At 73.0% G+C, this 12,168-nt stretch carries 12 protein-coding genes and 1 pseudogene; 3 read left to right on the top strand and 10 right to left on the bottom strand.

Annotation, left to right across the window (positions count from 1 at the left end):
• Window positions 1-26: 26 nt before the first annotated feature.
• Complete coding sequence (locus AB0950_RS26490; RefSeq protein WP_366779551.1) at window positions 27-1,031, bottom strand: DUF6777 domain-containing protein; 1,005 nt, start codon at window positions 1,029-1,031, stop codon at window positions 27-29.
• Window positions 1,032-1,170: 139 nt separating this feature from the next.
• Here AB0950_RS26490 and AB0950_RS26485 point away from each other — a divergent pair, with 139 nt between their 5' ends.
• On the top strand, window positions 1,171-2,595 hold the full coding sequence (locus tag AB0950_RS26485) for a lipase maturation factor family protein (protein ID WP_360159677.1): 1,425 nt from the start codon (window positions 1,171-1,173) through the stop codon (window positions 2,593-2,595).
• A gap of 52 nt (window positions 2,596-2,647) precedes the next feature.
• Here the strand turns inward: AB0950_RS26485 and AB0950_RS26480 are convergent, their stop codons facing one another.
• From AB0950_RS26480 to AB0950_RS26440, 9 genes are all read right to left on the bottom strand, one after another.
• Entirely contained in the window at window positions 2,648-3,025 is a 378-nt protein-coding gene (locus AB0950_RS26480; RefSeq protein ID WP_360159675.1) for an SH3 domain-containing protein, read from the bottom strand.
• Window positions 3,026-3,165: 140 nt separating this feature from the next.
• Complete coding sequence (locus AB0950_RS26475) at window positions 3,166-4,005, bottom strand: amidohydrolase family protein (protein WP_360159673.1); 840 nt, start codon at window positions 4,003-4,005, stop codon at window positions 3,166-3,168.
• Window positions 4,002-4,316 carry an L-rhamnose mutarotase gene (locus AB0950_RS26470; protein WP_360159671.1) on the bottom strand — a complete coding sequence of 105 codons (315 nt, stop codon included), beginning with the start codon at window positions 4,314-4,316 and terminating at the stop codon, window positions 4,002-4,004. Before AB0950_RS26470 ends, AB0950_RS26475 begins: the two co-directional genes overlap by 4 nt.
• Complete coding sequence (locus AB0950_RS26465) at window positions 4,313-5,284, bottom strand: aldo/keto reductase (protein WP_366779550.1); 972 nt, start codon at window positions 5,282-5,284, stop codon at window positions 4,313-4,315. The genes AB0950_RS26470 and AB0950_RS26465 overlap by 4 nt, the downstream gene beginning before the upstream one ends.
• Entirely contained in the window at window positions 5,281-6,036 is a 756-nt protein-coding gene (locus AB0950_RS26460; RefSeq protein WP_366779549.1) for an SDR family oxidoreductase, read from the bottom strand. Before AB0950_RS26460 ends, AB0950_RS26465 begins: the two co-directional genes overlap by 4 nt.
• Complete coding sequence (locus tag AB0950_RS26455; protein ID WP_366779548.1) at window positions 6,033-7,373, bottom strand: L-fuconate dehydratase; 1,341 nt, start codon at window positions 7,371-7,373, stop codon at window positions 6,033-6,035. The genes AB0950_RS26460 and AB0950_RS26455 overlap by 4 nt, the downstream gene beginning before the upstream one ends.
• 36 nt (window positions 7,374-7,409) lie before the next feature.
• Entirely contained in the window at window positions 7,410-8,438 is a 1,029-nt protein-coding gene (locus AB0950_RS26450) for an ABC transporter permease (protein WP_366779547.1), read from the bottom strand.
• A complete protein-coding gene (locus AB0950_RS26445; protein ID WP_366779546.1) occupies window positions 8,431-9,921 on the bottom strand; it encodes a sugar ABC transporter ATP-binding protein in 1,491 nt (496 codons plus the stop codon). The genes AB0950_RS26450 and AB0950_RS26445 overlap by 8 nt, the downstream gene beginning before the upstream one ends.
• On the bottom strand, window positions 9,918-10,982 hold the full coding sequence (locus tag AB0950_RS26440) for a sugar ABC transporter substrate-binding protein (RefSeq protein WP_360159659.1): 1,065 nt from the start codon (window positions 10,980-10,982) through the stop codon (window positions 9,918-9,920). Before AB0950_RS26440 ends, AB0950_RS26445 begins: the two co-directional genes overlap by 4 nt.
• Window positions 10,983-11,145: 163 nt before the next feature.
• Between AB0950_RS26440 and AB0950_RS26435 the strand changes: the two genes are divergently transcribed.
• Entirely contained in the window at window positions 11,146-11,859 is a 714-nt protein-coding gene (locus tag AB0950_RS26435) for a FadR/GntR family transcriptional regulator (protein WP_360159657.1), read from the top strand.
• A 73-nt stretch (window positions 11,860-11,932) separates the two neighbouring features.
• Window positions 11,933-12,115 (top strand): annotated as a pseudogene (locus tag AB0950_RS26430) (FCD domain-containing protein); the annotation flags it as partial.
• Between the last annotated feature and the right edge of the window lie 53 nt (window positions 12,116-12,168).

The raw sequence follows: 12,168 nt of genomic DNA, 5'->3' as shown, positions 1-12,168 counted from the left end.
CCCGGGCGGACCGGCTCGGCGGCGGCTCAGCCGTCGGGGACGTGGGCGGTGGCGCCGCCGTCCGCCGCGCCCGGGACCGCTCCCGGAGGCGGGTGCGCTGTGCCGTCCGGAACGGGAAGCGGGCCGCCGCCCGGAGGGGCCGAGGTGTAGGGCGGTGCGGCGTCCGGCGCGTCGCGGCCGTCGTCGGGCGGGGCGGTGGCCCAGGCGGGCGCCGGCACGATCCGGTCGCGGCGCACGTCGTGGCCGATCCGGCGTTCGATCCAGGTCCGGGGGTCGGCGCTGACGAGGGTGATGCGGGTGACGGCCCGGGGCGCCGGGGTCACCGCCATCACCTGGCTCGGCCGGTACGCGGACCAGGCGCTGCCCCGGGCCCCGAAGCCGGTGCCGGCCTGTGCGGGCGGCGTCAGCGGGTTGCCGCAGGCGCAGCGCACGCGGGGCAGGCCCCGGTCGTCGACGAGGACCGCGGTGCCGGCCTGGAGCACGGCCTGGTAGCCGGCCTCCTTTCCGGCGCGGTAGCCGTGGTCGGTGACCCGGGTGTCGGCGCGCAGCACGACCGGGGTGAGGCCGCGCAGATAGCCGCGCAGGCCGCTCACGGCGACGCCGGCCACGCCGGCGAAGGCGGCGCCCTTGGCGCGGTCCGCCGTCAGGTAGGCGATCTGCCGCTCGACGTCGCAGCCGGAGACGCCTGCCGTGCCGCCGTAGAGACCGGGCGTCGCGCCGGACACGACCCGCACCGCGCGCAGGGGCACGGCGACCAGTGCGGCGGGCAGGGCCGGCGCGGAGGAGGAGGCGCCGGGCGGCCCGGTGGCGGCGGGGTCGGCGCTGCTCGCGGCGGGTGTCGCGGGCCGGGGTGCCGTCGGCGTCGTGACCGTGGAACCGGTGAAGGGGTCGGGCCCCGGGGCCGCGGCGGGCAGGAGGTAGACCTCCTCGCCCATCCGGGCCTCCTTGACACCGTGGCCGGCGCAGCCGGCGACGAGGAGCGCCACCGAGAGCGCGCAGGCCGTGACGATGGATCCGGCGGATATCCGCACCGTACACTCCGCATCACTGTGGGTGATTTCTCTCCATTGTCTGCATCGCTCCCGGCCGGCTGGCAACTCGGGAGCGGGTCAGCGGATCATGAGGGGCCGACACCGGCGGTTCGGCCGTGACGAAGGGCGCGCAGCAGCCGTGAACTGGTTCACCGCTCCCGACTACTGGCTGAGCCGGCTGGTCTTCCAGCGGGCTCTGGCCGCCGTGTACCTGGTCGCGTTCCTGACCGCGGCCCGGCAGTTCCGGGCGCTGCTGGGCGAGCGCGGCATGCTGCCGATCCCGCGGTTCGTCGCACGGGTGCCCTTCAGAAGCGCCCCGAGTCTGTTCCACCTGCACTACTCCGACCGCTTCTTCGCCGCCTGCGCCTGGGCCGGCTGCGCGGTGTCGGCGGCGCTGCTCGCCGGCGCGGACTCGCTGCTGCCGCTGTGGGCGGGGATCCTGCTGTGGCTGGTGCCCTGGGCGCTGTATCTGTCGGTCGTGAACGTGGGCCAGACGTGGTACGCGTTCGGCTGGGAGTCGCTGCTGCTGGAGACCGGCTTCCTGGGCGCGTTCCTCGGCAACGACGAGGTGGCGCCGCCGGTCGTGGTGCTGTTCCTGCTGCGCTGGATCCTGTTCCGGGTGGAGTTCGGCGCGGGGCTGATCAAGCTGCGGGGCGACGCGTGCTGGCGGAAGCTGACCTGCCTGTACTACCACCACGAGACCCAGCCCATGCCGGGCCCGCTGAGCTGGTTCTTCCACCATCTGCCGAAGCCGCTGCACCGGGTGGAGGTGGCCGCCAACCACGTCACCCAACTCGTCGTGCCGGTGCTGCTGTTCACCCCGCCGCCGATCGCGTCGGCCGCCGCCGCCCTGATGATCGTCACCCAGTTGTGGCTGGTGCTCTCCGGCAACTTCTCCTGGCTGAACTGGATCACCATCGTGCTGGCGCTGTCGGCGCTGCTGATCCCGGCGTCCGCGCCGTCCGTGCCGGCGGCGCCGCTGTGGTACCAGGTCCTGGTGCTCGCGGTCGGCGCGCTGCTGCTCTTCCTGAGCTACCACCCGGTGGTCAACATGGTCTCCCGGCGCCAGGTCATGAACCGCTCCTTCGACCCGCTGCACCTGGTGAACACCTACGGCGCGTTCGGCAGCGTCAGCCGGGTCCGCTACGAGGTGGTGGTCGAGGGCACGCTCGACGACGTGCCGCGCGAGGACTCCGACTGGCGGGAGTACGAGTTCCGGGGCAAGCCCGGGGACACCCGGCGCTGGCCGCGCCAGTTCGCGCCGTACCATCTGCGCCTGGACTGGCTGATGTGGTTCGCGGCGCTGTCCCCGGCCTACGCCGGCGAATGGTTCGGCGGTCTGGTCGAACGCCTGCTGGAGAACGACCGTGACACCCTGCGGCTGCTGCGCCGCTGCCCCTTCCCGCCGGACACCCCGCCCCGCTTCGTGCGGGCCCGCCTGTTCCGCTACCGCTTCACCGGCTGGCGGGAGCTGCGGGAGACGGGCGCCTGCTGGGAGCGGACGTATGTGCGCGACTATCTGCGCCCGACCAGGCTGGCGGCCCAGGCGCAGCCGAGGCCGTAGCGGACCCGGCCGGGTGGCCCGGCGGCGGTGAGCGGCCGCCGGGCCGGTGCGGTCAGCAGTGGTCGACGTAGCTCTGCACGTGTCCCGTCGTCAGGTAGTAGTCGCTGACGTAGTGGCCGCCGCCCGCGGAGTACAGGCGGTCCCAGACGGTGTAGCCGTTGACGGACGTGCCGGTGGTCCAGCAGTCCACCTCGACCTTGGTCCCGTTGGCGAGGGTGAAGGCGACCGGGGCGGAGGTGCTGGGCCTGGTGCGCACCTTCAGACCGCTGGGCGCCTTCTGCACATAGGCGCACCAGGCCCGCGGGTCGCTGCCGAAGGAACCGCAGCGGAACGCGTCCGCGCTCGCGGCGGGCGCGAAGGCCACCGCGGTGGCGAGGACCGAGGCGGCGCCCGCCGCGACGACGGCGGCTTTCCGGCGTGCGTGACTCATGACTTCCCCCTGTGCTGTCGGTGCCGTCCCCGGGTCGGTGCGGACGGCTCGGCCGTGGACAGGGACGACGGTACGCAGCCGCATGGCGGGGACACATCAACCCGGGGTTCGGGTCCGGGTAAACCTCGGCGGTAGTCCCCTCACAGGCCGTAGACCCGGGTCGCCGTCCCGGCGAAGACGCTCGCCCGCTCGTGGTCGCTCAGTTCCGCGGTGAGCGCGCGGGCGGCGTCCACGACCCGGGCGTAGGGCGCGGCGAGGGTGCACACCGGCCAGTCGGAGCCGAACATCAGGCGGTCGGGGCCGAAGGCCTCCAGGGCGGTGTCGGTGTACGGCCGCAGGTCTGCCGTCGTCCAGGTGGCGGGGTCGGCCTCGGTGACCAGGCCGGAGAGCTTGGCGACGGTGTTCGGGTGCGCGGCGAGCGCGCGCAGGGCGGACGCCCAGGACTCGTGCTCCCCGGCGGCGATCGGCGGTTTTCCCAAGTGGTCGAGGACGAAGGTGAGGTGGGGCAGCAGTGCGGCCGCCTCGGCGCAGGCCGGGAGCTGGTGGGGCAGGACGACCAGGTCGTACGCCAGCCCCGCCGCCGCCACGGCCGCGAGTCCCCGCCGTACGTCCTGCCGCAGCAGCCACTCCGGGTCCGGCTCGCCCTGGACCTGGTGCCGGATGCCCTTCAGGAAGGTCCCGCCGGGGAGTGCGCGCAGCCGGGCCAGTTCACCGGCGATGTCGGGGCGGGTGAGGTCGGTCCAGCCCACGACGCCGGCGACCAGGTCGTGCCCGGCCGCGAGCGCGAGGAACTCGGGCGTCTCCTCGGCGACGGTGACCGTCTGGACGAGGACCGTACGGTCCACGCCGGCCGCGCGGGCCTCCGGCTCCAGGTCGGCGAGGCTGAAGTTCCGCCGCAGGGGCCGGAGTTCCGGACCCTTGATCCAGTCCTGGTCGCGGACGGACAGGTCCCAGACGTGGTGGTGGGCATCGACGGTCACGGCAGCTCCCAGACGACGGGCAGTCCGGCGTCCGCGCCCTCGCGGGAGTAGTCGTGCACGACGTCGAGCAGCTCGGCCATGCGGGCCTGCCAGGCCACGTTGACCGGGAGCTGCTCCAGTTCGGCGAGCAGGCGGCCGTAGTCCTCGCACTCCAGCACATGGAAAAGATCGCCACCGCTGCGCCAGATGGTCCACGCGGTGGCGCCGGCGGCCCGGATGGCCTTGGTCAGTTCCTCGGGCACCTCTCGGTGGGCCGCTTCGTAGTCGGCGATCCTGTCGGCGCGGACCTTGGTGTGGAGGGCGACCCTCATGACGGTCCTTCCTCTCGGGGCAGCAGGCCGGACTCCCGCAGCTCCCGCCAGAGCCCGGCCGGGACCGCGGACGCGAACTGGTCGGCGCAGTCGTGGACTTCGGCCGCCGAGCGGAGCCCGGCCAGGACGCAGGCGACGGCCGGATGGGCGGAGGCGAAGGCCAGTGCGGCGGCGCGCAGGGTGGTGCCGTGCCGTTCGGCGGCCGCCTTCATGCGCAGGGCGCGGTCCAGCAACTCCTTCGGCGCGGGGCTGTAGTTGTACGTGGACGCGGGCGTGGGGTCGGCCAGCAGGCCGGAGTTGAAGACGCCGCCGAGCACGACGGACACCCCGCGCTCGGCGGCCGCGGGCAGCAGGTCGGCTGCGGCGCTCTGGTCGAGCAGGGTGTAGCGGCCGGCGCACAGGACCACGTCCACGTCGGTGTCGCGGACGAACCGGGTGAGCATGGCGGTCTGGTTCATGCCCGCGCCGATCGCGCCGACGACGCCTTCGGCGCGCAGCTTCTCCAGGGCCGGGTAGGCCTCGCGGAAGGCCTGCTCGGCGTGGTCGTCGGGGTCGTGGAGATAGACGACGTCGACGCGGTCGAGGCCGAGGCGGGCAAGGCTCGCCTCCAGGGTGCGGCGCACGCCGTCGGCGCTGAAGTCCCACACGCGCCGGTGCGTCGCCGGCACGGCGAACCCGTGCGCCAGGTCGTCGCCCGTGCCGTCGGCCGCTTCGAGGCGGCGGCCGACCTTGGTGGACACGGTGTAGTGGGCGCGGTCGTAGGCGCGCAGGGCGGCGCCGAGCCGGCGTTCGGACAGACCGAGCCCGTAGTGCGGGGCGGTGTCGAAGTACCGGATGCCGCGCTGCCAGGCGGCCCGTACCGCCTGGGCCGCCTGCTCGTCGTTCACCGGGGTGTAGAGGTTGCCGAGCGCCGCGGCGCCGAAGCCGAGCGGGGTGACCTCGACGCGGCTGCGGCCGAGCCTGGTCATCGTGCCGCCGGGCGCAGCCTGAGGCCCTGCATGCCGCCGTCGACGGCGAGGGCGGTGCCGGTGGTGGCGCCGGACAGGGGGGCGGCCAGATAGGCGATGGCGCCCGCGACCTCGGCGGCGGAGACCAGGCGCCCGGTGGGCTGGCGGGCCTCGAGGGCGGCGCGCTCGGCGGCCGGGTCGTCGGCCGCGTCCAGCAGCCGGCCGATCCACGGGGTGTCCACCGTGCCGGGGTTGACGCAGGTGACGCGGATGCCCTCGCGGACGTGGTCGGCGGCCATGGCGAGGGTCAGGGAGTACACGGCGCCCTTGGTGGCGCTGTACAGGGCGCGTTGCGGGAGGCCGGCGGTGGCGGCGATCGAGCAGGTGTTGACGATCGCGGCGTGCGGGGAGCGGCGCAGGTGCGGGAGGGCGGCGCGGGCGGTGCGGACCATGCCGAGCACGTTGACGTCGAAGACGCGGAGCCACTCGGCGTCGTCGTTGTCCTCGACCGTGCCCTGCGCGCCGGTCCCGGCGTTGTTGACGAGGATGTCCAGGCCGCCGAGGTCGTCCGCGGCGCGTTCGACGGCCGTGCGCACCGAGGCGTCGTCGGTGACGTCCGCCCGGTAGGCCAGGAGCGGCTTGTCGACGCCCGTCGTGTCCCGGTCGAGGACGGCGACCCGGGCGCCGCGGGCGGCGAGGAGGTCGGCGGTGGCCCGGCCGATGCCGGACGCGCCCCCGGTGACCAGGGCCTTCAGACCCTCGAAGTCGCTCATGCGGCGTGTCCCTTCTGGGTGTCGGGAGCGGCGGCCCAGCAGGCGCCGCCGGGGAAGGTGTACCGCGCGACCGACTCCGGGCGCAGGGCGGCGGAGAAGCCGGGCGCGGTGGGTGCCCGGTAGTGGCCGTCGCGGATGACGACGGGGGTGACGAAGTGCTCGTGCAGGTGGTCGACGTACTCGATGACCCGGTCCTCGGTGGTGCCGGAGACGGCCAGGTAGTCGAACATCGACAGGTGCTGGACGAGTTCGCACAGGCCGACGCCGCCCGCGTGCGGACAGACGGGGACGCCGAACCTGGCGGCGAGCAGCAGGATGGCGAGGTTCTCGTTGACGCCGGCGACGCGGGCGGCGTCGATCTGGACGATGTCGACGGCGCCGGCCTGGAGCAGCTGTTTGAACATGATCCGGTTGTGCACGTGCTCCCCGGTGGCGACCTTCACCGGGGCCACGGCGCGGCGGATCGCGGCGTGGCCGAGGACGTCGTCGGGGCTGGTGGGCTCCTCGATCCAGTACGGGTCGAACGCGGCGAGGGCCTTCGTCCAGCGGATCGCCTCGTGCACGTTCCAGCGCTGGTTGGCGTCGACGGCGAGCCGGATGTCCGGTCCGACGACCTCGCGGGCGACCCGGCAGCGCCGGACGTCGTCGTCGAGGTCGGCGCCGACCTTCAGCTTGATCTGCGTGAAGCCGTCGGCGACGGCCTGCGCGGCGAGCCGGCCGAGCTTGTCGTCGTCGTAGCCGAGCCAGCCCGGGGAGGTGGTGTAGGCGGGGTAGCCGCGTTCCAGCAGCCGGGCCCGGCGCTCGGCTGCGCCTTCTCTGCCCCGCCGCAGCAGGCCGAGGGCCTCCTCGGGGGTGAGCGCGTCCGCGATGTACCGGAAGTCGATCTGTCCGACCAGCCACTCGGGTTCGGCGTCGGCGAGCAGCTGCCACAGCGGCTTGCCGGCCCGGCGGGCGGCGAGGTCCCAGACGGCGTTGACGACGGCCCCGACGGCCATGTGCATCACGCCCTTCTCCGGGCCGAGCCAGCGCAGCTGGCTGTCGCCGATCAGGTCGCGGAAGAGCGAGCCGGGGTCGGCGCACAGCTCGGCCACGTCGCGGCCGAGCACATGGTCCCTGAGCGCGTCGATCGCGGCGACCTGGACGTCGTTGCCCCGCCCGATGGTGAAGACGAACCCGTGTCCCTCGTGCCCGTCGCCGGCGTCGGTGCGCAGCACGACGTAGGCCGCCGAGTAGTCGGGGTCCGGGTTCATCGCGTCGGAGCCGTCCAGCTCGCGCGAGGTGGGGAAACGGATGTCGTGGGTGTCGACCGCGATGACGCGGGCGGGGGCCTGGGACACTGAAGTCCTTTCGGTCATGGACGAGGTGACGGAGGATCAGTCCTGGGCGCGGCCCGTGGTCACGCGGGCGATGACGAGGGCGACCAGGATGATCCCGCCGTAGATGGCCTGGATCCAGAACGAGGGCACCTGGGCGAGGGTGAGCAGGTTCTGTACGACGCCGAGCAGGAGGACGCCGGTCAGGGCGCCGAACATGGTGCCCTTGCCGCCGTCCAGGCTGATGCCGCCGATCACCGCGGCCGCGAACACGGTGAAGATCATGTTCTGGCCCTGGTTGGCGCTGATCGCGCCCACGTACCCGGTCTGCAGCAGGCCGCCGAGCGAGGCGAGCACCCCCGCGATCACGTACACGCCGAGCATGACCCGGTCCACGCGGACGCCGGCCGCGCGGGCGGCGTCCGCGTTGCCGCCGATCGCGTACAGGGCGCGGCCGGTGCGGTGGTACTTCAGCACGAACCCGGCGACGGCGAAGGCCAGGGCGGCGAGCCACACGGACAGCGGCACGTTGAGGAACGTGGTGGTGGCCGGCGAGTAGAAGCTGTCGGGCATGCCGAACAGGGTCTTGCCCTTGGTGGCGCCGACCAGCAGGCCGCGCAGCACGATGAGCATCGCGAGGGTGACGATGAAGGCGTTGAGCCGGAACTTCACCACGAGAATGCCGTTGAAGGCGCCGACGACCGCGCCGACCACGGGGATCGCGAGCAGCGCGAGCGCGGCGGGGAAGCCGGTTCCCCAGCCGGACTGGCTCGCGGGCAGCACCAGCAGGGCGCCGACGGCCGGTGCGATGCCGACCACGGACTCCAGGGACAGGTCGAACTTGCCGGTGATCAGCACGAGGGACTCGGCGAGCACGACCATCGCGAGCGCGGCGGAGGCGCCGAGGATCGAGATCAGGTTCCGCTCGGTCAGGAAGGAGTCGTTGACCACCGCGCCGAGCACCATCAGCAGCACCAGGGCGGGGACCAGGGCGAGTTCGCGGGCGCGGCGCAGCAGGACGGTCCTGGCAGAGCGGGTGTCCGGGGTCTTCGGCGGTGCCAGCGGTGGGGCGGCCCGGGTGTCAGCCATGGTCAACTCCTTCGATGGAGGCGATCAGCTCGTGGTCGCGCCAGCCGGCCGGGTGCTCGGCGACGACGCGGCCGTGGAAGAGGACGAGGACGCGGTCGCAGCGGCGCAGGTCGTCGAGTTCGTCGGAGACGACGAGGACCGCTGTGCCGTCCTCACGTGCGCTGTCCATGCGGGCGAGCAGCGACTCCTTGGACTTCACGTCGACGCCGGCGGTGGGGTTGATCAGCACCAGCAGGCGGGGGTCGGAGGCGAGGGCGCGGGCCATGACGACCTTCTGCGCGTTGCCGCCGGACAGGTCGGACACCGGCTGGTCGGGGCCCTCGGCATGGATGTCGAGGCGGTCGATCAGGCCGGTGGCGAAGCGGCGCCGGGCGGCGGGGGCGACGAAACCGAACCGGCCGAGCCGGTCCAGCACGCTGAGCGTGGCGTTGTCGCCGATGCTCATGCCGGACACCAGCCCCTGCTCGTGCCGGTCACGCGGGACACAGCCGACCCCGGCCCGCAGGGCGGCCCGTACGTCCCCGAACGGCAGCCGTACGCCGTCCAGTTCGGCGGTGCCGGCGGTCGGGGTGTGCAGTCCGGCGAAGGACTCGGCCAGCTCGGTCTTGCCGCTGCCGCTGGAGCCGGCGAGCCCGACCACCTCGCCGCGGCGGACGGTGAGGTCGACGTTCTCGTACGCCGGCGAGGTGAGCCCGTGCGCGGCCAGCAGGACGGGGGCGCGCTCGTCGGCCTGCCTTGCCGGTACGGCCCGTTCGGCGACGGACTCCCCCGCCATGGCCTCCACCAGGGCCGCCTTCGGCAGGCCGGCGACGGGTGCGGTGGTGATCCAGCGGGCGTCGCGCAGCACGGTGACCGTCTGGCAGACCTCGTACACCTCCTGGAGGTGGTGGGAGATGAACAGGAAGGTGACGCCCGAGTCCTGCAGGGACCGCATGCGGGCGAAGAGGCGCTCGATCTCCCGGTTGTCGAGCTGGGCGGTGGGTTCGTCCAGCACGATGAACCGGGCGCCGAAGCTCAACGCCCGTGCGATCTCCACCATCTGACGGTCCTCGACCCTGAGGTCGGCGGTGCGCGCCTCGGGGTCGACGCGCACGTCCCAGGTGCCGAGGAGGTCGGCGGCCTCCCGGCGCAGCCGGCGCCAGCTGATCACGCCGCGGCCGGTCGGCTGCCGGTTGAGGAACAGGTTCTCGGCGACGGTCAGTTCGGGGACGACCGTCGGCTTCTGGTAGACGCAGGCGACCTTGCGGCGCCAGGCGTCCCGGTCGGCGAGCGGGGGCGCGGGCTCGCCGTCGAAGCGGACGGTGCCCGCGTCCGGGGCCTGCAGTCCGGTGAGGACGTTCACCAGGGTGGACTTGCCGGCGCCGTTGCGGCCGACCAGGGCGTGGGACTCGCCGGGCAGCACGGTGAGCCGGCCGTCCGCGAGGGCGACGGTGGGTCCGTACCGCTTGACGATGCCCTCGGCTTCAACAAGTGGCGTACTCATCCGACCGTGTTGCCCCACAGCTTGGGGTCGTCGACGTTGGCCTTGGTGACCAGCGGTGCGGGCAGCTGGTCCTCCAGGATCCCGCTGGGCAGCCGGACGATCACCGAGCCGTGGTCGGTCTTGCCGGGCTTGAACGTCTTCCCGGCCATCGCCGCCTTGATGTAGTACAGGCCGTACTTGGCGTAGGCGTCGGCGGGCTGGGAGACGGTGGCGTCGATCTGCCCCTTGCGGATGGCGTCGAACTCCTGCGGGATGCCGTCGTTGGAGACGATGGCGATGTGGCCCTTCTGTCCGGCCGTCTTCAGCATGTTCTTGGACTTCAGGGTCTGCAGGGTCGGCGCCAGGTAGACACCGCCGGCCTGGAGGTAGATGCCCTTGATGTCGGGGTTGGCGTTCAGGAGCGTGTCCAGCTTGGCGGCGGCGGTGTCGGACTCCCATTTGGCGGGGATCTCCAGCACCTTGAGCCGGGGGTACTTCTTCTTCACGCAGGAGCGGAAGGCCTCGGAGCGGTCGCGGCCGTTGACCGAGGCGAGGTCGCCCATGATCTGGACGACCTTGCCGCTGCCGATGTGCTGTCCGAGGTAGTCGCAGGCCTTCTCGCCGTACGCCACGTTGTCGGCGCGCACCACCATGGCGACCTTGCCCTTGTCGGGCGCGACGTCCACGGCGACCACGGGGACGCCCTTGCGCTCGGCCTGGTCGAGTCCGGCCTGGATGGCGGCGCTGTCCAGCGGGGCGACCACCAGTCCCTTGACGCCCTGGGTGAGTTCGTTGTCGATGTCGGTGATCTGCTGCGAGGGGTCGCTGTTGGAGTTGACCGTCTTCAGCACCTGGACACCCTCGGACTTGGCCATCTTGGGCACGTAGTCGTTGTACGACTGCCAGAACGGCGAGGTCAGCAGCGGCAGGATCACGCCGACCTTGCCGGTGCCGCCGCCGCTCGCGCTCGCGGTGTCCTTGGTGCTGCCGCAGGCGGCGAGCATGAGCGAGGCGCAGGCGGCGAGGGCCGTCGCGCCGATGATCCGGGACCTGCTGCGCTTCCTGACCGTGCTGGCGGGCATCTCGCGGCTCCTCGTCGAGGGTGTTCGAGCAGACGCCGCATACTTATCAGACCAATATGGCGAGGCAACACCCTCGTGCACGGGAAATTCGCGTTTCGATGCTGTAGTGGTCGGACCACTGTGGTGGCTAGACTGCGGCGGACCCGGGGGAAGGAGGAGCGGCGTGGACGAGGAAGCCCCGCAGAAGGGGACGGTGACCCAGCGCGCCATCGAGGCGATCAAGGCGATGATCGCCGAGGGCCGGCTGGAGCCGGGCGAGCGGCTGCCCACCGAGCGGGACCTGGCGGCCGGGCTGGGCATCTCCCGCAGCTCGATGCGGGAGGCGATCCGCGCCCTGACCGTGATGGGCGTCCTGGAGGCCCGGCACGGCTCGGGCATCTACGTCACCGCCCTGGAGGCCGGCGACCTGCTGGAGACGTTCGGGGTGGTCGCCGACCTGTCCCGGGGCCCGCGCCTGGTGGAGCTGCTGGAGGTCCGCCGGATCCTGGAGTCGACGGCGACCGCGCTGGCCGCCGCGCGCATCACCGAGGTCCAACTCGCCGCGGTGGGCAAGCACGTGGCGGCGATGAACGCCACCGACGACCCCGAGGAGATCCTCGCCCACGACCTCGCCTTCCACCGCGAGATCGCCGCCGCCGCGGGCAACGAGACCATGGCCGCCATCCTGGAGGGCCTGTCCTCCCGCACCTTCCGCGCCCGCGTCTGGCGCGGCTACCAGGAAGAGGGCGCCTTCGCCCGCACCCGCCGCGAACACGCCGCCATCCACCGGGCACTGACCGCCCGGGACCCGGAAGCGGCGCGTGCAGCGGCCGCCGCGCACGTGGGCGAGGTGGAGGAATGGCTACGGGCACAAGTCACTCCACGCAAAGACCCGTAACGACCGCCGCCCGACTGCACGTACACCGTGACCGACGCGCGCAGCTCCCCGCACCCCTGCGGGACGGCCCGCCGCCCGCGTCTGGCGCGGCTACCAGGAGGAAGGCGCCTTCGCCCGCACCCGCCGCGAACACGCCGCCATCCACCGGGCACTGACCGCCCGGGACCCGGAAGCGGCGCGTGCAGCGGCCGCCGCGCACGTGGGCGAGGTGGAGGAATGGCTACGGGCACAAGTCACTCCACGGAAAGACCCGTAACGACCGCCGCCCGACTGCACGTACACCGTGACCGACGCGCGCAGCTCCCCACG

The organism is Streptomyces sp. NPDC007189 (assembly GCF_040703635.1).
GTDB lineage: Bacteria > Actinomycetota > Actinomycetes > Streptomycetales > Streptomycetaceae > Streptomyces.
Note: the sequence above shows the minus strand (reverse complement) of the source record. Positions and strands in the feature narration are given on the sequence as shown.